This is a genomic window from Portibacter marinus, assembly GCF_021533195.1.
In the GTDB taxonomy this organism is placed as follows: domain Bacteria; phylum Bacteroidota; class Bacteroidia; order Chitinophagales; family Saprospiraceae; genus Portibacter; species Portibacter marinus.
Genome location: NZ_JAJNKB010000008.1, coordinates 197,690 through 215,689 on the forward strand (window position 1 = coordinate 197,690; position 18,000 = coordinate 215,689).

Here is an 18,000-nt window from a genome sequence, read left to right on the forward strand (position 1 = left end):
TTCCAGGTCTCAGTCGTATACGGTAGTGGTGAAGACTAGAAATCTTCATCCAATGAGAATACTTGCTTGCTGCGGTCTTCTCCCACCCCAGATTTGCGGTAATCTCCTACCCTCTTCTCAAAAAAGTTGGTTTTTCCTTGCAGAGAAATCATATCCATCCATGGGAATGGATTTTCTGCGTTGTATACTTTTGGGTTTCCAAGCGATTCCAAAAGTCTGTCAGCTACAAATTCAATGTAGTCACACATCATGTCAGCGTTCATGCCGATTAGTCCTACCGGCAGTGCATCCGAAACGAATTCTTTTTCAATTTCAACAGCATCGACGATAATTTTCTCTATAGTCTCTTTTGGGAGTTTATTCTGTATATGATTGTTGTAAAGCAAACAAGCGAAGTCACAATGCATGCCCTCATCTCTGGAAATCAATTCATTAGAGAAAGAAAGTCCAGGCATCAAACCTCTTTTCTTCAACCAGAAAATTGAACAAAATGAACCACTGAAGAAAATACCCTCTACTGCAGCAAATGCAATCAGTCGTTCTGCAAATGTAGCCTCTTCAATCCAATTCAGTGCCCAATCTGCTTTCTTCTTCACACAGTCCAAGGTCTCGATGGCATTGAACAAATAGTCCTTTTCTTTGCCATCTTTGATATAGGTGTCGATGAGCAGCGAGTAAGTCTCTGAATGAATGTTTTCCATCATAATCTGAAAGCCGTAGAAAAATTTGGCTTCAGTATATTGAACTTCATTGACCATATTTTCAGCAAGGTTTTCATTTACGATACCATCGCTTGCAGCAAAAAATGCCAATATGTGTTTAATGAAATGTCGCTCATTATCATTCAACTTACTGTCCCAGTCTGTCAGATCCTGGTGTAAGTCTATTTCTTCTGCAGTCCAAAAACTTGCTTCTGATTTTTTGTAATAATCCCAGATATCACTGTGTTGTATAGGAAAAAGTACAAATCTATTCGGATTTTCAGTTAAAAGTGGCTCGTTTACGTTACTCATTTGAATTATATTTTGCTTTTAAAACAGTTCTGAAAAATGCCCGAGAAATATTACAATTTTCTATATATCAAAAATATTATAATTTGTTCAAAACGACACAATTATATACGTTAAATCTATATATATAATTAATCGTAATGTGTAATATTTTGATTATAATTGGTAAACAGCTAAATCGATATTGGGTGTAAAGTTGGTCTAGCTGATTGTGGTTATTCTCAAGTCTGATGCAAATAAAGTAAAATTGAATGAATAAAAATCTTAATATGATTCCTTAGTTTTCCACATGATGTTAGTAATATGTATAACATATTAACATATAGCCTTATATAATAATATATATTTCTAATATATGTGGATAACTTCTAATATGTTGAAAACCACAATGGTTAAAAAAGTTTTTTCCTCCGGAAGAACCAGATGAGAAGAAGGGCTAAAATGATAGAAGTGAATACAATAATATAAAAGGCATAATTGCTATTATCAAATGGAACCTTGACGTTCATACCATAAAAGCTGGCTACAAGTGTAGGTACCATCAAGACAATGGTTGCAATGGTCAATCTCTGAATAAACACATTGAGATTGTTAGAAACAATAGAGGCATAAGCCTCCATAGTCCCACTTAGAATATTGGTGTGAACATTGGCCATTTCCAGAGCCTGACTATTGTCAATAATGAGATCTTCAAATAAATCATTATGCTCCTCCATTCCCCTGATCTCCAAAAAGTCCGTACGTTTCATTTTCATTTTTAAAAGCTCATTCGAACTTAAAGTATTCACAAAATATACCAAAGACTTTTCAATTCTGAGTAACTGCTTCAATTCCTCATTTCTTGAACTGTCATATAATTCACGCTCTATTAAGTTACGCTTCAAATTGAGTTTCTTCAAACAACTCAAGAACTCAAATACATTTTGCTCCAGGATTTTGAGGATAAACATTTGCTCATCTTTTGAATCGAAATTTTTCACTCGATTCTGGGTGAAACGGTCCAAAAGGTTATTCTCAAATCCTGTGATGGTGATCAAGTGATCTTCAGTGATGATAATACCAATGGGAACCGTGATGTAGATCCCTTCACTTTCTTTTGGGTCCTCATTCAGATAAGGAGTATTGACAACGATCAATTTCACACCATCCTCTTTTTCGTATCGGGAACGTTCGTCTATGTCAATGGAGTCAGTAAGAAAATCGAAAGGTATATTGTAGCGCTCAGCTATTTCAGTGAGGTCATTTCTGTCAAAGGGTGGTGAAACCGAAATCCAGCAATTGGGTTCTGCTTGCTCTAACGAAATCAACTCTTTGTCTGCAGTTTTGAAATACCTGATCATACCTGTCAATTTCCATTTAAATAAAGCAATTATCGAGCCGCAAACATACGACTATTCTGATTATTCCTGCAATTGAGCTATGAAATTATTATACAGACTACTTCTTCCCTGCAGCTCGAAACCATCTTTAATAATCTCTGCCATTTGCTCAAAATTGTAGTCAAGCAGATCAGTCTGATATGTTAAATTGACAGGCCCACCGTAATCATAACCTGCATCCGAAGCCTGAGCATGCAAAGCACGTACTATATAAGCTGATCCGAACTTCTCATATTGCCAGACATGCACCAATTCATGAATGAGAACGCCATCACTGATACAATTATGGAAATGGATGGTATGAAAGCTTACAAAAGCGATATTCATTCTCCGACAAACGAGGGTATTATTATCATGGATTCTGACCGATTCCCAATGAATCCTGTTCCCAAATATGGATTCAGCAATCAATTGTTCTCTTTCATCCAGCGCTCGCACGTTATTGTTGAGCAACTCATGCAAGATCTGATAAATTTCAGGTAGTCCTAAAAGATCCAGAAATAAGCACATCCATTCCAGAAAACTAAATGGTCTTTTCCAAGAATCTATTGACCAATAAAAGAAAAAGAACCTGCGTAACCTTGCCTGATAAGAAGTCAGAAAATAATCAATGTACGGATATACCGATCGATTTTTCATTCAAACCTGAGTATTTTGACGGGCTGTAGCTTAGAAATGATATAGGTAGGAAGGGTCAGGAACAATAAAATGACCAGAAAGGCGACCAGATTGATTAATAGAATCGTGGTCACATTCATATTCACAGGAGCCACCGATAAATAATAATTGGTTTCATCCAACTTAATAAAACCGGTATGTTTTTGAAGTTGGCACAAACCAACTCCCAAAATATTCCCAATCAGTAAGCCGTAAAGAATAATATATCCTGAATAGTAGAGAAATATCTTTCGAATATTCCAGTTTGTCATCCCCAGAGCTTTCAAAGTTCCGATCATTTTGGATCGTTCTATAATCAGTATCAATACAGAAGTAATCATATTGATTAATGCTACTAAGATCATCAACACTAAAATCACTCCACCGTTAAAGTCCTGTAAATCCAACCATTCGAAAATGTTAGGAAACTTATCCCTGATGGTTTCAGAAAATAACTTGGTAGGGAGAATTTCAACTGTTATATATTCATTGATGGTAGCCAAATTGTCAAGGTTGCCAAGGATGATTTCATAACCAGCTACCTGATTCTTGTTCCATAAGAGCAGTTCCTGCACCTTACTGATGTCGGCTATGATAAACTTTCTGTCATATTCCTCTAATCCCGTTCTGTAAGTTCCCACAATTTTGACCCGTCTTTTAATTTGCTCACCATTTTTAATGATGTTCAGAATAACATAGTCATCAATATCAACTCTAAGCCGCTCGGAAATTCGAGTAGAAACCAGAATCTCCTCAGGTGAGGCGATTTTTCTACCTTCCTGAATATATTGTTCAAGTTGGTCCCAGTCATAGTTGTCTCCCAATCCACGAACGATCACCCCGTCGAATTCTGTCTTTGACTCAATGATTGCTGGAACCATGGCGAAAGGGTAAACACTTTTGATGTCGACGTCCATGGTTTTAAAAGAAAACTTTCCTGGAATATTTCTTCCCAGTATGGTTAGAGGCCTTTGATAGTGAATGGATTCAAGAGTATCCAGGTCATACAGAAAATCTTGATTCATCTCAATGGGCGAGGCTTCAATACTTCGGGAAACATTGTAATCGGTAATATGAATGTGGCCCCAGAAACCAAATATCTTGTCAGATATTTCCTTTTTAAACCCAGAAATCATAGAAAAAGCGACGATCATTACTGTTAGAGAAAGTGCAACTGCAAAAATCGCTATCCTTATGATCCAATTTGTAAAGCTTTTATTGCCGGCAAATGCGACTTTCGTTGCAATAAATCTGGAAGTATTCATTTGGCGTAATAATACACTATTTTTTATATCGAAAATAATACTTTTGCAATCTAATTATAGATCATATGAATTTCATAGATGAATTAAGATGGCGGGGTATGTTACATGATATGACGCCAGGTGTCGAGGATTTATTGTCTAATGAAAGTGTGGTAGGTTATATTGGTTTTGACCCAACTGCTCCATCAATGACCATCGGCAACTATGTACAAATTATGCTTCTGACCCTTTTTCAAAAACATGGGCATACACCTATTGTGCTGATGGGTGGTGCCACCGGAAGGATTGGAGACCCTTCTGGAAAAGATCAGGAAAGACAGCTAAAATCTTATGAAGAACTGGATTCTAATCTTGAATTTCAAAAAAAGCAAGCCGAAAAATTTTTGGACTTTGAGCATAGATCCAACGCTGCCCGGCTGGTCAACAATCTTGATTTTTATAAAGACATGAATGTTCTTGATTTTTTAAGGATTGTTGGCAAAAATCTGACGGTTAATTACATGCTGTCAAAAGATTCTGTTAAAAATCGGTTGGAAAGCGGACTTTCATTCACGGAATTTAGCTATCAGCTATTACAAGCCTATGATTTTTTGTGTTTATTCAGACAGGAGAATTGCGTTTTGCAAATGGGTGGTTCAGATCAATGGGGCAACATCACGTCAGGGACAGAATTCATCAGGCGAAATACAGAGGAGGGTAAGGCACACGCTGTGACCACTCCCCTACTGACCAAAGCTGACGGTTCTAAGTTTGGCAAGTCCACCGAAGGAAATATATGGTTAGACCCTGAAATGACCTCACCTTACAAGTTTTATCAATTTTGGATCAATGCCGCTGATGATGATATTGGAAAGTACATGAGATACTTTACATTGAAATCCAGAGAAGAGGTAGAAAGCATCGAAAAGGAATATGCAGATAATCCACAGGCATACAAAAGAATTCTTGCAGAAGAGTTGACCCGTAGAATTCACGGAGATGAAGACTATGAAGCAGTACTCAATGTTTCAGAGTTACTTTTTAATAAAAAGGCCGGCGTAGAATACGTTCAGAAACTCGATGTCAGGTCGCTTCGAAGCATTAGTAAAGAAATACCTAGTTACGAAATCTCTGCTTCGGACCTTTCGAATGGAATTGCCATGGATGAGCTGCTTACTGAAAAAGCTTCTGTTTTCAATTCTAAAAGTGAAGTGAGGAGAGCTGTGAAGTCCAATGCCGTAGCTCTAAACAAGGAAAAAGTCAAAGACTTTGACCAGACGGTTACTACGGATGATACCCTTCATGGTCAATATATTCTTGGGGAAAATGGAAAGAAAAATCAATTCATTTTACAAATTGTCTAATGAGTCTCCGTAGACTTTATTATGCGCTTCCCCCTAACATTCGACTTCTGTTACGAAAGGTGGTCTATGCTCCCTTGGACTTATTTGGTCAAGACCAATATGATAGTGGACTGAAGGTGCCTCCCCGTGGTTTAATCTACACAGGGTCAGGTGACTTTAAAGAAACAGGGGAACGGTTTGTTTCTTACTTTAAAAAGTATGGACTTAGGCCAAATGATAATGTACTTGATATTGGATCTGGAATAGGTAGGATCGCATTACCCCTTTGCGGATTTCTAAAAGGCCAATATGTTGGTTTAGACATCATGCCCCAAGGCATCAACTGGTGTAAGAAAAACATTACCTCCAAATGCGATAATTTTGAATTTCGACTCATTAAGGCTAAGAATGACCTTTACAACGATCAAGGACTGGATGCTATAGACATCAAATTTCCTGTGGCTGACAACCATTTTAATTTTGCCTGTCTTATTTCAGTATTTACGCATATGCTACCAGACGAAGTAGAGCATTATCTGGAACAAATTCATAAAAGCCTAAGCAGCGATGGCATATGCTTCAGTACATTTTTTATTTTCGAAAGTCCAAATGAGCTTAAAACCAATAATTTCCTTGAATTCCATATGCAGGATGCACGATATGCTTTAATGGATGAATCCGTAAAATCAGCTAATGTGGCTTATAACAAGACTTATCTGTGGTCAATATTTGTTCAAAAGGGTTTTGACGTTCTTGATTATCGTCCTGGTAAATGGAAAGACATTTTAGCCCCAGATGATTTTCAGGATTTTGTAGTCCTTAAAAAAAGATAAAAAATGAAGGATAGTTTAAGCTATATATTGAATCATTTAGGAGAAGAAAGAAGTAAATATTTCAATGCAGTATCACCTCCTATCATACAAACCAGTAATTTTGTGTTTGATTCTTTTGACCAATTCAGGAATGCGATTGCGAATGAAGATCGAAGCCATATTTATACCAGGGGAAATAACCCCACTGTACAAATTTTACGAAAAAAAGTAGCTGCTTTAGAAAAGACCGAGGATGCGTTGGCTTTTGCCAGCGGGTCTGGAGCCATTGCAGCGGCTGTTATGACATTCATTAGATCTGGCGACCACGTGGTATGTGTTGACAATCCTTATAGCTGGACGAAGACACTTTTTAATATGGTCTTACCCAAATTCGGGGTGAGTGTGACTTATGTTGACGGAAGATCCCTTTCGAACATAGAAAGCGCAATAAGACCTCAGACCAAAATTCTTTATCTCGAGAGCCCCAATACAGCGACTTTTGCCTTGCAGGATTTGAATGAATGCGCAAAACTTGCTAAAAAGCATGAAATTATGACGATGATTGACAACAGTTATTGCTCTCCCATTTACCAAAATCCATCTGATTACGGTATTGACCTCGTTTTACATTCCGGCACCAAATATCTGAATGGTCATAGTGATGTCGTATGTGGCTTCGTTTGTGGATCGCATGCTCATGTCAAACAAATATTCCAATTTGCTACCATGACCATGGGCAACATTCTAGGGCCCGCTGAAGCTGCACTGGTCTTACGAGGATTACGCACCCTTGACCTACGTGTACATAGGTCGCATATGACGACGCTTGAGGTGGTGGCTTACTTAAAAAGTCATCCAGCCGTCGACAGCGTCCTTTATCCATGGGATGAATCGTTCGCACAGTTTGAATTGGCAAAACAGCAAATGAAAGGAGCAGGTGGTTTGTTTTCTATCATTCTGGACACAGATAATAGAGAGAAGATTGAGCAATTCTGTGAAGCACTCAACACTTTCTTATTTGCTGTATCCTGGGGAGGGCATGAATCTCTTATTCTTCCTTTTTGTAGTTTATTAGATATACCAGGACATCCTGACCCTGAAGTTCCGGTCAATCTCATTCGATTTTACATTGGGCTGGAAGACGCAGATTATTTAATACAAGATCTGAAGCAAGCCTTTGAAGCTACTTTCCCATCGCTTTCCTGATGTCAGCAGGACTGTAATTGACTGATTTTAGAACTTTTCCATCCTCTATTCTGTATACCAGGTATTCACCGTTGCTTTCTACAATTTCAGATACCATCCCTTTATGTTCAGAGTAGTGCAACTGTGTGGTCTTCGCTTCCTCCATCGTTTTGCACGTTTTACTCATATTTGATCTTTGCACTTCGTCAAAAATATGTTTAAACTTTTCGCCTAATCCGAATTCTAAAATAGCACCTGAAAGCACGTATTGCAGATCTGCCAGAGCGTCAGCCACTTCCACGATATCTTTATCTTCTATAGCCTCTTTTAATTCATTCAGTTCTTCCTGTATCAAATTTACCCTCAATGCACATCTTTTATGAGATGGTATAATAGGTTCAGACTCAATCGGAAGTTTGAATGTCTTATGAAAATCTGCGACCGCATTTAACGCTTTTGGTTCCTCCATATCAAATTTTATTTACAATACCGCATTCCTGAATTGCAATGCGCCAGCATTTCTATGAGACGCTAAAAAACAAAATTGTATTTTTAAATCCTATAATATGTTACGATTTATGTCGAAGATCAGTAGGAAAAAGTTTTTAAAGTCAGCAGGAACGCTTGGAGTTATGGGCATTGTGGCGGGATCTTGTGCCAATATCGAGCGTGAAAAGCAGAATAATTTCGCCGAAAAGCCTGAATATGAATGGAAAATTGTGACCACCTGGCCACCTAATTTCCCTGTTGTTGGAGAGGGATGCAACCTTCTTGCCGATTGGGTGTACAAAATGTCAGGTGGCAGAATGAAAATTTCGGTATATGGGAGTGGTGAATTGGTGCCGGGATTAGAATGTTTCGACGCTGTCAGTATGGGTGCAGTCGAAATGGGCCATGGAGCTGGTTATTATTGGGTGGGTAAATTTCCTGCGTCGCAATTTTTTACAACAGTTCCATTCGGTATGAATGCTCAAGAATTCAATGCCTGGATGTATGGTGGTAATGGCATGAGTCTTTGGAAGGAAGTATATGAAGATTACAACCTGGTTCCCATGCCTGCAGGAAATACTGGTTTTCAAATGGGGGGATGGTTTAACAAAGAAATCAACACTATCGCTGATCTCAAAGGGCTCAAAATGCGTATTCCCGGATTGGGAGGAAAAGTCCTGGCAAAGGCCGGAGGCACTCCTGTTGTTTCTGCAGGCAGCGAGATTTACACCAATCTGGAAAGAGGTGTAATAGATGCTACAGAGTGGATCGGTCCATATCACGATTATTTAATGGGCTTTCATGAAATAGCCAAGTATTATTACACACCCGGATGGCATGAACCACAAGCCTGTCTTGAATTAATTATCAATAAGAAGAAATTTGACAGCTTGCCAGAAGACCTGCAGGTCATCATTGAAACCGCTGCTGCACGTTCCAACATGTGGATGCTGTCTCAGTTTGTTGCGAAGAATAATGAATATCTGCAAAAGATCAAGAGTGAAAGTGATGTAGAACTAAGGACCTTTCCCGATGAGGTTTTAAACGCGCTTAAAGGTTATACTGAAGAAGCAATCACTGAAATTATAGATCGTGATGATGTGAGCAGGAAGGTTTATGAAGATCAAAAGCAATTTAGGAAAGGGGTCAGTCAATGGTCACAAATTTCTGAAAAAATGTTTTTTGACAAGTTGATTTAGTAAACACCTAATAATCCGGGCCAGATTAAAACGGCCATTAGAAGGATTACCTGAAGTATTAAGAATGGAATAACACCTCTGTAAATATCTATGGTTTTAACCTCCGGGGGGGCAACACTCTTCAAATAGAATAACGAAAATCCGAATGGAGGGGTTAAAAATGAAGTTTGAAGATTCAAAGCGATCAGGATACCAATCCATATCAAGTTCATTTCAAATTCTATAAATATCGGAGTAACAACCGGGACAATGATGAAAATGATTTCTATGAAGTCAATGAAGAAGCCTGCTATAAAAATGACCAGCATGACAATCAATAAGAACACCATCGGGCCCATGCTAGAAGTCTGTATGACTTCTATTAAAAAACGATCACCTTCCAAGCCTCTGAAGACCAATGAAAAAGTCGTTGCACCTAACAGGATCATAAAAACCATGCTCGTTAAGTGTGTGGTCTCCTGTGCCACATCCTTGAGTACTTTGATGGAAAAGCGCCTCTGAATTGCAGCAAGCAATACCGCACCCAGTGCGCCAACAGCGGCAGCTTCTGTAGGACTCGCTATTCCGTAAAATATGGAACCCAATACAGCTAGGATCAGAAGTATGGGCATGATAAATGCCTTCGCTACCTTCAAATAGAAATCATCCGATTTATATTTTGCGATCTCTTCGGCTGGAACTGCAGGAGCTAAATCAGGCTTGAGATGTGCCATGATCAAAATATAAACAATGTACATGCCCACCAGTATCATTCCCGGTACAATAGCTGCTGCGAAAAGTTGACCCACAGATACATTCAGAACACTACCCAGTAAAACCAACACTACTGACGGAGGAATAATCTGACCTAGAGTACCAGAGGAAGAAATAACACCAGTCGCTAATGAAGGTTTATAACCACGCCTTAACATAGTAGGGAGGCTGATTAAACCCATCGTGATAACTGTAGCCCCAACGATTCCAGTGGAAGCGGCAAGTAAGGCGCCAACTATGATAACAGATATGGCTAATCCTCCTCTTACCCGACCAAATAAAATAGACATGGTATCCAATAAATTGGATGCCAATCCTGACTTTTCGAGCATCAGGCCCATGAACACGAATAGCGGAACCGCCAACAGAACGTAATTCTGCATGATGCCCATGATCCTAAATGGTAGCAAAAGAAAAAAATCGGGGATGGTCAAAGCCCCTACTAAAATAGATAATCCTGCCAAGGTGAAAGCCACGGGATATCCAGCTAGAATGAGGACAAAAATAAGAACGAAAAGAAGTATTGCGACTAATTCCATTTCAAATGCTTCAACTTCTCAACTGAATCTATCACGGCTTGTATAAGCAATAGCACAAATCCTAATGCTATGATATATTTGATAACATATCTGGCAGGAAGACCATTCGGATCAGGAGAACCTTCCAGGTATGAAAATGAAACATTGGCATACTTAACGGATGCATAAATTACCACAATGCACCACGGAATTAGGAACAAGATATTTCCAATTAAATCTATCCACATTTTCCGTTCTTCACTGAACTTCTGATAGAATAAATCCACTCTTACATGTTTGTCATGCTTAAAAGTGTATGATGCTCCCAAGAGAAAAACTGCTGCAAAAATGTGCCATTCCAACTCTATAACCCATTTCTCAGTTACGTTCAGAACATATCGCAATATTACATCGAGGCAAATCAGCAGTACCAGCGCCACATTCAACCAGGAAATCCAGGAACCAATTTTATTGATCATACGAATCAAATATAAGCTTATGCCACAAATTGTGTTAAAGTGCGTTAAAAATATTCAATCTTCAAGCATGTATTTTGTTACATTCGTTATAAAAGAAAATTCTGATTTATGAAAAAGACATTAATAGCTTTGACCATTTTTATAGGGCTTGGTCAATATGCGCATACACAAATCTACATTGACGGGAAGGAATTAAGAGAAGATGAAACCCATTATATAGAGATAGAATTTTTCAATACGATAGGAACAGCAGATGTTAAAATGCTGATAGATTTCGGGCAAAACGTTGGCTTCCTGGATCGAAGAAATCGTATTGTGTCTGACTCTCGAGGGAAAGCGCTCATATTCAACAGTCCTGTACACGGTTTAAATTGGTTGTATAGCAAAGGATATGAAGTTCTAAACGTTTACAACCCAAAATCAGGTGGAACTACTGTTAATACCGACTTGCTTTATCTGATTCAAAAGAGAAAAGACGTTGAAAGTAATTCGCCTGAATAAGCAGATCCTTAGCAATTGTAAATAAAAAAACGTGAATAGATTTCATTCTATTCACGTTTTTTATTGTGCCTTTTAAACCGTAGAAGTTGAACGATCTCTTTAGCGAGGAATCAAATTAAATTCAACTCTTCTGTTCAAAGTCTTGCCTCGTAAGGTATTGTTATCAGCTATCGGTCTTGATTCTCCAAACCCGGCATAATTCATTCTGGAACTAGATACACCTTGTGTGATCAAATATTCGTAACAAGCTTTCGCACGTCTTTCTGATAAGGATTGATTGGTTGCTGCTCCTCCCACATTATCCGTATGTCCACTGATGGACAGATTGTATGAAGGATATCTATTCATGATCGCTGCAATTTGAGACAATATGGTGAATGACTCTGGTTTTAGAGTGGCTTTACCGGTATCAAATTGAACAGCTCGCATAGCCAATTCCAGTACGTCTTGATCTGCCTGTGAAATCTCAGGACAACCATTATTAGATACCGGACCGGCAGCCTCAGGACATCTGTCCCTACTATCGTCTATTCCGTCATTATCTGTATCGGGACAACCGCCAAATGCATTTATTCCTGCTTTTGTTGGACATTTGTCCAGGTAATCAGGAATACCATCATTGTCTACATCAGGACAACCATCAGAATTTGCAGGTCCTGCTGCATTAGGACATTTATCCACATCATCCGGCACACCATCACTATCTGCATCCATCATGGGACAACCATTGTTAGCCGGAGAACCTGCAACATCGGGGCAGCGATCAACATTATCCGGTACACCATCATTATCTGAATCTGTTGATGGACAACCATTATTTTCTACCGTTCCTGCTACATTAGGACATTCATCGTCATTATCAGAAACACCATCTCCGTCGGCATCCGGGCAACCTCTCAATGACTTAGGACCGGGCAGTAATGGGCACGCATCCTCAAAATCGGCAATACCATCGCTGTCAGAATCAGGACATCCTTGTAGCTCCTTTGGCCCGGCGATCTGCGGACAAAGGTCAACGTCATCGATAATTCCATCTCCATCTGCATCATCTTTGAGCATCATTTTGTTATCCTTTGAAGTGATGCCACCCTCTCCAAGTACGTAGGTAAACCCAAGGCCATGATGCAAATTATTTCGATCTTCAGCCAGAGCAAGTCGATATTCCGACTGCCAACTAAAATAAGCTCTTTCATTAACACGGAATTTTACTCCCAGACCCAAAGGTATCTGCACATTAGTCCCGCCTTGTGTTTCTGTGACAAATCCGATTCCACCTAAACCATATGGAATAATTGGAGCTTCATTTTCAAGGAAGTTGTAGTGGATTACAGCATCTAAACCAATGATCCTTTTTCTAAGAGTGGCCACATCTTCATGTGACTGGACAGATCCAATTTTTAAAGGAACATTCAGGTTTATCTTATTGGCAAGATATCTTGTATATGAGACTTCGAAACCATTATTGTAATCTTTAAAAGATGCAATATTCCCACCATTCTGTGATTGGTAATCCATGAACAAAGCTCTAAAAGTTAAAGCGTTCGGATCATCTTCTGTCTGCCCGTAAACTGTCGCTGTGCTCATGATCGCGCAAAACAAAGAGCATAATATTAATTTTCTCATCATATCTGTTCTAGCTTAATTTGAAACCTTAACAAAGTTAAAATTATTTATTAGAAAAATATTATATATGTTATTTTAAATTTAAAGACTGCTTAATGTATTAAAATTTGGTTTTGAGGGTCTTAAATACGGTATGAAGTGATGGGAAAATGTCATGTGGAACAACAGAAAAGAAAAAGAGTCATAAAAGCTTTGCTAGTAACTTTTCTTCATCACTTGTGCTCAAAGTATCCTGTAGAATAGTTTTTTTCAACATTGTCATGTTTGAAATATTTACCATTCATACTGATATACACTCCCGGTTCCAAGACCTGACAGAATGCGATTGCGCTTCCCAAATTAAAAAAGCCATCAGAAGAACTTCCAAACGCATAAGGAATAAGTGCACCTGTAATGACAATCACTCGATCTTTAAGATCACTGTTTGCTAAAAATTCCGCAGTCTGAACCATGGTATCTGTGCCATGGGTAATGATAATGCGCTTTGACTTGGTCTTAATGCACTCTTCCAGGATATATTCGCGATGATGATTTGTCATTTCCAAGCTGTCCAACATCATCAGGGTTTTAATTTCATGTGGAATAGTGCATCGACCACGTTCCAGCATATCATCCAGATGTGTATGCTTAAAGTATAATTTGCCTTCTATATAATTGTACTCTTTGTCAAAAGTACCACCTGTTACAAAAATTTGAATTTTCTCTGTCTTCATATCACTTTATCTGCACAATAGGAAGAGGCAAAAGCGTCCGGCTTTGCTTTAAAATCATAGCCCATTCCTTTGATATATCCCATGGCTTCAGCAAATGCAGCATGTGACTTATAACTTGGATCGGCATTAATGTCCGCGTGCACTTCAAGACGAACCTTGAGCTTTTCCAAGACTGGTTGTAACATGTAAGCAACATTGACTGATTTACTAACCTCTGTAATCATTCGCTCTTTGAGGCCAAATATCTGTCTGGTTTTCTCCTTAGTAATAAACATGAATCCTCCTGCCCTTTCCCTGATAAAAACGATCACGGTAGCGAATTCTGTTACCCCGGAAGTAACTTGTGAGTCTGTACCAATGCAAATATGTGTCCTAAATCCCATCGCTTTTTCCCTGGATAAAGTTTGTTCAACTTCATTCAGGATGTCACCGGAGATCACACTACCATTGTATTTTTTCCAAACCATCTTAAATTCTTCGCTTAAATGTACATATACATATTTAATTTCATTATAATTTATTTGGCTAATTTTATTGCTTAATACAGAGCTATCTATGCCACATACAATATTTATATACTTAACGCTGATCCTTTTTCTCTTTCAATGCAACTCCTCTAAAACCATGAAAAAAGAAACATCTGAGCAGCCTAATGCCTTAATAAATGAAACATCTCCTTATTTATTGCAGCATGCCTATAACCCAGTAGACTGGCACGCCTGGAATGAAAATAGCATTGAAAAAGCGAAGAAGGAGGATAAATTACTCTTGATCAGCATTGGATATTCTTCCTGTCATTGGTGTCATGTGATGGAACATGAATCTTTTGAAGACTCTACAGTTGCTGCACTGATGAACGATAGTTTTATTCCTATAAAAGTGGACCGAGAGGAAAGACCTGACGTGGATGATATCTATATGACCGCCTGTAATTTAATAAATGGTAGTGGAGGATGGCCCCTCAATGCCGTTGCACTTCCTGATGGTAGACCTATTTGGGCGGGAACATATTTTCCTAAGGATCAATGGATCAAAATTCTTGAACAATTTAAGGAGCTGAAGCAAAATGATTATCAAAAATTGGTTTCATCTGCTGAAAAACTAGTCTCAGGTTTAAGACAAGTAGACGCAGTGGTGGATGTATCTGATGATGTAGAATTCAATGAAGAGGAACTAAAGTCTATTGGACAAACATTCATTTCAACCATTGACATGGTAAAAGGTGGCAGAAAAGGAAACCAGAAATTTCCACTACCCAACAACTACGAGTTTTTACTTAAATATGCGTATAAATACCCTGACTCTAAAGCTTTAGAAGCTGTTGAAACTACCCTAAACGCCATGATCAAAGGGGGGATTTATGATCAGATTGAAGGGGGATGGTCCAGATATACCGTACATAATGAATGGATGGTGCCCCATTTTGAAAAGATGCTGTATGATAATGGTCAGCTTGTAGAACTTTATTCCGAAGCATTTAAACTTACTAAGAACGTAAACTACCAAAGCGTAGTTAATGAAAGCGTCCAATTCATTCAGGAGAACTGGAAAGATGATACTGGTGGATATTATTCATCCTATGATGCCGATAGCGAGGGTGAAGAGGGTAAATTTTATGTGTGGACCTACGACCAATTAAAAAGTATCATTCCTGCTGATCAGTTTGAATTTTTTGTCCAATATTATAATGTTGAGAAAGATGGAAATTGGGAGGAGAGGAATATCTTATATATAGATCGAGATCGGAGTGAGTTGGATGGTAATCAAATCGAATGGGTCACAAATTGGAAGAAATTGCTAAAAGATGAACGTGCTAAGCGTATTTATCCCGGTCTTGATGATAAAATATTGTGTTCCTGGAATGCGCTCTTATTATCTGGCTACACTAAGGCCTTTGAGGCATTCGGTCACAAAGAATACCGAGATGAGGCCATTTCGATATGGGAATTTATAGAAACTTATCTTCTTCAGCCGGATATGCGTTTGAATAGAAATTACAAAGATGGACAATCTACCATAAATGCGTTTCTCGATGACTACGCTTTAACCATCAGAGGCTTAATTCATTTGTACCAAATCACTTTTGAGGAAAAGTATTTGACCCTTGCAGATCAAATGACGACATATGTATTGGAGCATTTCTCATCCAGTCAATCCGCCATGTTTAATTTCACTTCTGATCTTGACCCACCGCTGGTTGCTCAGAAATCGGAGCTTACTGACGGAGTAATTCCTTCTTCTAACAGTGTAATGGCTCGTAATCTTTATCACCTGGGACTATTTTTGTACAATGAAGAATATGTCGATCGAGCAAAACAAATGCTTCGAAACATGAAAAATACGATTGTTGAGAGCAAACAGCCTAGCTTCTACTCCAATTGGTGTAACCTTTATTTTGAAATGATCCATGAGCCTTTTGAAGTGGCCATTATAGGTCCAGAGGCTTCAAATTTTCGCAACCAGATGTTGAGTTATTATCACTCTAATGCCCTTTTTCTTGGTGGCGAGCAGGAAGGAAATTTAAAACTGTTAGAAAACAAATTGCAGGGTGAAGATACCTACATTTATGTGTGTGTTAACAAATCATGTAAACTTCCCGTCCAGGAACCAGAAAAAGCAATTATGCTTATGAATTAAGCTCTTTCCAATTGTTTATTTTGACAATGGAAAACCCGCGCTGCAAATATGGAAGTTAAGCCCTCATCATGAGTAGCTGCTATAATGGAAGACCCCTGTTGTAATGCGAGATCGCGAAGCAACTTGAAAATTTCTATGCCCAATGACTTGTTTAGATTTCCGGTCGGTTCGTCAGCAATTATAATTTGAGGTTGGTGTACTAATGCCCGAGCTATAGCTAGCCGTTGCTTCTCTCCTCCACTCAATTCGAAGCCCTTTTTTTCTAATTTGGCTTTCAAATCAACTTTATCCAGAATGGAATGAATTCTATCCGTATCGTGAATATTGATGGACCTCAAGAAATAATTCAAATTTTCGAATACCGTCTGCTTTTCGAAAATTTTAAAATCCTGAAAAACCAATCCTAATTTTCTCCTAAGAAACTGTAATTCATGTGGACGAATAGATAATAAATCGTGTCCTAAAATTCTTGCGTATTCCCCTTCGACATCCACAGCTCCATACATGGATTTTAAAAAGGTGGACTTACCACTTCCCGAGTTCCCCAGAATGAAAACCAACTCTGCATTATGTAAATTCAGGGAAACGTCATGCAAAATGACTTCATCCTTCCTTTTGATATCAACGTTTTGAAAGCTAAGTAACTCCTTGAGTTCCGCCATTAATCTTCCACGTCTTCCTTAAAGATCTTTTTCTTCATCACTTGAAACTCATCTTCCGTAAGAAACCCCTCTTCTTTCATTTTGGCGATGGCTTGAAGCTGAGAAAGCGGGTCTTTCGGAGTTCGTTTCTCCTCTTTCTTCTTCTTTTTGACCTTAGAAACGCTTTCAACGAAATCCTCATTTGATACCACTACAGTGGATGCTTTAGTCTCTACAGCTTCTTTTTCTTGTTCATTCTTAATTTCTTTCGCGATTTCTTTGCCCTTTTCGAATTTCTCATCATAATACTTTTTCAGTCTACCCGGATCAAAATCCAGAAAAGTACCTCCAGTCTCAAAGTGTTTTTTGAATACTTCACCCAAAGCATATGTAGATGCACCTGACAATACTGCCATTGTGATTCCACCCAATACGCTTCCTACTCCCGGAATAAATTTTACAGCTCGCGCACCAATTCGTGCAAGTCCTGAACCTGTAAGAGCAGTAATGGAAGCTTTTCCAGCGGTTTCAGAAAAATCAATATTATGTAACTTGGCAATTTGACGTACCATATCCAATTGGATCGCAGAAACAGCGAAAAAATCAGCAATTGGAACAGGAATAAGGCCTGCACCCATGGCCCAGATCATGTGATTTCTAATTATCGTATCGGCTTTTTCCTTATTTCCTTTGTTCTCAGACATAATCATCTTTTTATAAATGTATTTAATCATTGCTTATCATTTTTTCTCACTCATATTAATTCATTGGCTAACGAATTAGTTTCGAATCACTAGTCTTACAGACGAAATTATTA

The 18,000-nt window shown here is 38.5% G+C and carries 18 protein-coding genes; 6 read left to right on the forward strand and 12 right to left on the reverse strand.

Going from position 1 to position 18,000, the window contains the following annotated elements:
• Nucleotides 1-35 precede the first annotated feature (35 nt).
• From L2567_RS16975 to L2567_RS16990, 4 genes are all read right to left on the reverse strand, one after another.
• Entirely contained in the window at nucleotides 36-1,013 is a 978-nt protein-coding gene (locus tag L2567_RS16975) for a ribonucleotide-diphosphate reductase subunit beta (protein ID WP_235299008.1), read from the reverse strand.
• 389 nt (nucleotides 1,014-1,402) lie between these two features.
• Nucleotides 1,403-2,350: a magnesium transporter CorA family protein gene (locus tag L2567_RS16980; protein WP_235299009.1), complete on the reverse strand. Its 948-nt coding sequence runs from the start codon at nucleotides 2,348-2,350 to the stop codon at nucleotides 1,403-1,405.
• 60 nt (nucleotides 2,351-2,410) lie between these two features.
• A complete protein-coding gene (locus L2567_RS16985; protein ID WP_235299010.1) occupies nucleotides 2,411-3,028 on the reverse strand; it encodes a basic secretory family protein in 618 nt (205 codons plus the stop codon).
• Nucleotides 3,025-4,311 (reverse strand): ABC transporter permease, encoded by a 1,287-nt coding sequence (locus tag L2567_RS16990; RefSeq protein WP_235299011.1) that lies wholly within the window; start codon nucleotides 4,309-4,311, stop codon nucleotides 3,025-3,027. Before L2567_RS16990 ends, L2567_RS16985 begins: the two co-directional genes overlap by 4 nt.
• 65 nt (nucleotides 4,312-4,376) lie before the next feature.
• On the opposite strand from L2567_RS16990, the gene tyrS reads away from it, so the two are divergent.
• The 3 genes from tyrS to L2567_RS17005 are packed head-to-tail and all read left to right on the forward strand — an operon-like array spanning nucleotide 4,377 to nucleotide 7,651.
• On the forward strand, nucleotides 4,377-5,654 hold the full coding sequence (gene tyrS, locus L2567_RS16995; protein WP_235299012.1) for a tyrosine--tRNA ligase: 1,278 nt from the start codon (nucleotides 4,377-4,379) through the stop codon (nucleotides 5,652-5,654).
• Nucleotides 5,654-6,466, forward strand: a complete 813-nt coding sequence (locus L2567_RS17000) for a class I SAM-dependent methyltransferase (protein ID WP_235299013.1) — start codon at nucleotides 5,654-5,656, stop codon at nucleotides 6,464-6,466. Before tyrS ends, L2567_RS17000 begins: the two co-directional genes overlap by 1 nt.
• A 3-nt stretch (nucleotides 6,467-6,469) precedes the next feature.
• The gene (locus tag L2567_RS17005; RefSeq protein ID WP_235299014.1) at nucleotides 6,470-7,651 is read left to right on the forward strand and encodes an aminotransferase class I/II-fold pyridoxal phosphate-dependent enzyme; all 1,182 of its coding nucleotides are present in this window, start codon (nucleotides 6,470-6,472) and stop codon (nucleotides 7,649-7,651) included.
• Here the strand turns inward: L2567_RS17005 and L2567_RS17010 are convergent.
• A complete protein-coding gene (locus L2567_RS17010) occupies nucleotides 7,629-8,099 on the reverse strand; it encodes a nucleoside triphosphate pyrophosphohydrolase family protein (protein ID WP_235299015.1) in 471 nt (156 codons plus the stop codon). The two genes, L2567_RS17005 and L2567_RS17010, sit on opposite strands and share 23 nt — an antisense overlap.
• Nucleotides 8,100-8,196: 97 nt before the next feature.
• On the opposite strand from L2567_RS17010, the gene L2567_RS17015 reads away from it, so the two are divergent.
• Nucleotides 8,197-9,318 carry a TRAP transporter substrate-binding protein gene (locus L2567_RS17015; RefSeq protein ID WP_235299016.1) on the forward strand — a complete coding sequence of 374 codons (1,122 nt, stop codon included), beginning with the start codon at nucleotides 8,197-8,199 and terminating at the stop codon, nucleotides 9,316-9,318.
• Here L2567_RS17015 and L2567_RS17020 read toward each other — a convergent pair.
• Nucleotides 9,315-10,610 carry a TRAP transporter large permease gene (locus tag L2567_RS17020; RefSeq protein ID WP_235299017.1) on the reverse strand — a complete coding sequence of 432 codons (1,296 nt, stop codon included), beginning with the start codon at nucleotides 10,608-10,610 and terminating at the stop codon, nucleotides 9,315-9,317. The two genes, L2567_RS17015 and L2567_RS17020, sit on opposite strands and share 4 nt — an antisense overlap.
• The gene (locus L2567_RS17025) at nucleotides 10,601-11,068 is read right to left on the reverse strand and encodes a TRAP transporter small permease subunit (protein WP_235299018.1); all 468 of its coding nucleotides are present in this window, start codon (nucleotides 11,066-11,068) and stop codon (nucleotides 10,601-10,603) included. The genes L2567_RS17020 and L2567_RS17025 overlap by 10 nt, the downstream gene beginning before the upstream one ends.
• Before the next feature lie 108 nt (nucleotides 11,069-11,176).
• Here L2567_RS17025 and L2567_RS17030 point away from each other — a divergent pair, with 108 nt between their 5' ends.
• Nucleotides 11,177-11,569 carry a hypothetical protein gene (locus tag L2567_RS17030; protein WP_235299019.1) on the forward strand — a complete coding sequence of 131 codons (393 nt, stop codon included), beginning with the start codon at nucleotides 11,177-11,179 and terminating at the stop codon, nucleotides 11,567-11,569.
• 99 nt (nucleotides 11,570-11,668) lie between these two features.
• Here L2567_RS17030 and L2567_RS17035 read toward each other — a convergent pair whose 3' ends face one another.
• The 3 genes from L2567_RS17035 to L2567_RS17045 all read right to left on the reverse strand — a co-directional run bounded on the left by L2567_RS17035 (nucleotide 11,669) and on the right by L2567_RS17045 (nucleotide 14,372).
• The gene (locus L2567_RS17035) at nucleotides 11,669-13,192 is read right to left on the reverse strand and encodes an OmpA family protein (RefSeq protein ID WP_235299020.1); all 1,524 of its coding nucleotides are present in this window, start codon (nucleotides 13,190-13,192) and stop codon (nucleotides 11,669-11,671) included.
• A 212-nt stretch (nucleotides 13,193-13,404) separates the two neighbouring features.
• Complete coding sequence (locus tag L2567_RS17040; RefSeq protein WP_235299021.1) at nucleotides 13,405-13,905, reverse strand: asparaginase domain-containing protein; 501 nt, start codon at nucleotides 13,903-13,905, stop codon at nucleotides 13,405-13,407.
• A complete protein-coding gene (locus L2567_RS17045; protein ID WP_235299022.1) occupies nucleotides 13,902-14,372 on the reverse strand; it encodes a ribonuclease H-like YkuK family protein in 471 nt (156 codons plus the stop codon). The genes L2567_RS17040 and L2567_RS17045 overlap by 4 nt, the downstream gene beginning before the upstream one ends.
• A gap of 157 nt (nucleotides 14,373-14,529) precedes the next feature.
• Between L2567_RS17045 and L2567_RS17050 the strand changes: the two genes are divergently transcribed.
• A complete protein-coding gene (locus tag L2567_RS17050) occupies nucleotides 14,530-16,542 on the forward strand; it encodes a thioredoxin domain-containing protein (RefSeq protein ID WP_235299023.1) in 2,013 nt (670 codons plus the stop codon).
• Here the strand turns inward: L2567_RS17050 and L2567_RS17055 are convergent.
• Both L2567_RS17055 and L2567_RS17060 read right to left on the reverse strand, forming a co-directional pair.
• Nucleotides 16,539-17,204, reverse strand: a complete 666-nt coding sequence (locus L2567_RS17055) for a cell division ATP-binding protein FtsE (RefSeq protein ID WP_235299024.1) — start codon at nucleotides 17,202-17,204, stop codon at nucleotides 16,539-16,541. The two genes, L2567_RS17050 and L2567_RS17055, sit on opposite strands and share 4 nt — an antisense overlap.
• Nucleotides 17,204-17,887 carry a YcjF family protein gene (locus L2567_RS17060; protein ID WP_235299025.1) on the reverse strand — a complete coding sequence of 228 codons (684 nt, stop codon included), beginning with the start codon at nucleotides 17,885-17,887 and terminating at the stop codon, nucleotides 17,204-17,206. The genes L2567_RS17055 and L2567_RS17060 overlap by 1 nt, the downstream gene beginning before the upstream one ends.
• Nucleotides 17,888-18,000 lie beyond the last annotated feature (113 nt).

What these genes read in the sequence shown, in the direction of transcription:
- L2567_RS17000 (WP_235299013.1), top strand. Translation starts at nt 5,654, where the DNA reads ATGAGTCTCCGTAGACTTTATTATGCGCTTCCCCCTAACATTCGACTT.
- L2567_RS16990 (WP_235299011.1), bottom strand. Translation starts at nt 4,311, where the DNA reads ATGAATACTTCCAGATTTATTGCAACGAAAGTCGCATTTGCCGGCAAT.
- L2567_RS17045 (WP_235299022.1), bottom strand. Translation starts at nt 14,372, where the DNA reads ATGGTTTGGAAAAAATACAATGGTAGTGTGATCTCCGGTGACATCCTG.
- L2567_RS16985 (WP_235299010.1), bottom strand. Translation starts at nt 3,028, where the DNA reads ATGAAAAATCGATCGGTATATCCGTACATTGATTATTTTCTGACTTCT.
- L2567_RS17050 (WP_235299023.1), top strand. Translation starts at nt 14,530, where the DNA reads ATGAAAAAAGAAACATCTGAGCAGCCTAATGCCTTAATAAATGAAACA.
- L2567_RS17010 (WP_235299015.1), bottom strand. Translation starts at nt 8,099, where the DNA reads ATGGAGGAACCAAAAGCGTTAAATGCGGTCGCAGATTTTCATAAGACA.
- L2567_RS16975 (WP_235299008.1), bottom strand. Translation starts at nt 1,013, where the DNA reads ATGAGTAACGTAAACGAGCCACTTTTAACTGAAAATCCGAATAGATTT.
- tyrS (WP_235299012.1), top strand. Translation starts at nt 4,377, where the DNA reads ATGAATTTCATAGATGAATTAAGATGGCGGGGTATGTTACATGATATG.
- L2567_RS17035 (WP_235299020.1), bottom strand. Translation starts at nt 13,192, where the DNA reads ATGAGAAAATTAATATTATGCTCTTTGTTTTGCGCGATCATGAGCACA.
- L2567_RS17030 (WP_235299019.1), top strand. Translation starts at nt 11,177, where the DNA reads ATGAAAAAGACATTAATAGCTTTGACCATTTTTATAGGGCTTGGTCAA.
- L2567_RS17025 (WP_235299018.1), bottom strand. Translation starts at nt 11,068, where the DNA reads ATGATCAATAAAATTGGTTCCTGGATTTCCTGGTTGAATGTGGCGCTG.
- L2567_RS17040 (WP_235299021.1), bottom strand. Translation starts at nt 13,905, where the DNA reads ATGAAGACAGAGAAAATTCAAATTTTTGTAACAGGTGGTACTTTTGAC.
- L2567_RS17060 (WP_235299025.1), bottom strand. Translation starts at nt 17,887, where the DNA reads ATGTCTGAGAACAAAGGAAATAAGGAAAAAGCCGATACGATAATTAGA.
- L2567_RS17020 (WP_235299017.1), bottom strand. Translation starts at nt 10,610, where the DNA reads ATGGAATTAGTCGCAATACTTCTTTTCGTTCTTATTTTTGTCCTCATT.
- L2567_RS16980 (WP_235299009.1), bottom strand. Translation starts at nt 2,350, where the DNA reads ATGATCAGGTATTTCAAAACTGCAGACAAAGAGTTGATTTCGTTAGAG.
- L2567_RS17005 (WP_235299014.1), top strand. Translation starts at nt 6,470, where the DNA reads ATGAAGGATAGTTTAAGCTATATATTGAATCATTTAGGAGAAGAAAGA.
- L2567_RS17015 (WP_235299016.1), top strand. Translation starts at nt 8,197, where the DNA reads ATGTTACGATTTATGTCGAAGATCAGTAGGAAAAAGTTTTTAAAGTCA.
- L2567_RS17055 (WP_235299024.1), bottom strand. Translation starts at nt 17,204, where the DNA reads ATGGCGGAACTCAAGGAGTTACTTAGCTTTCAAAACGTTGATATCAAA.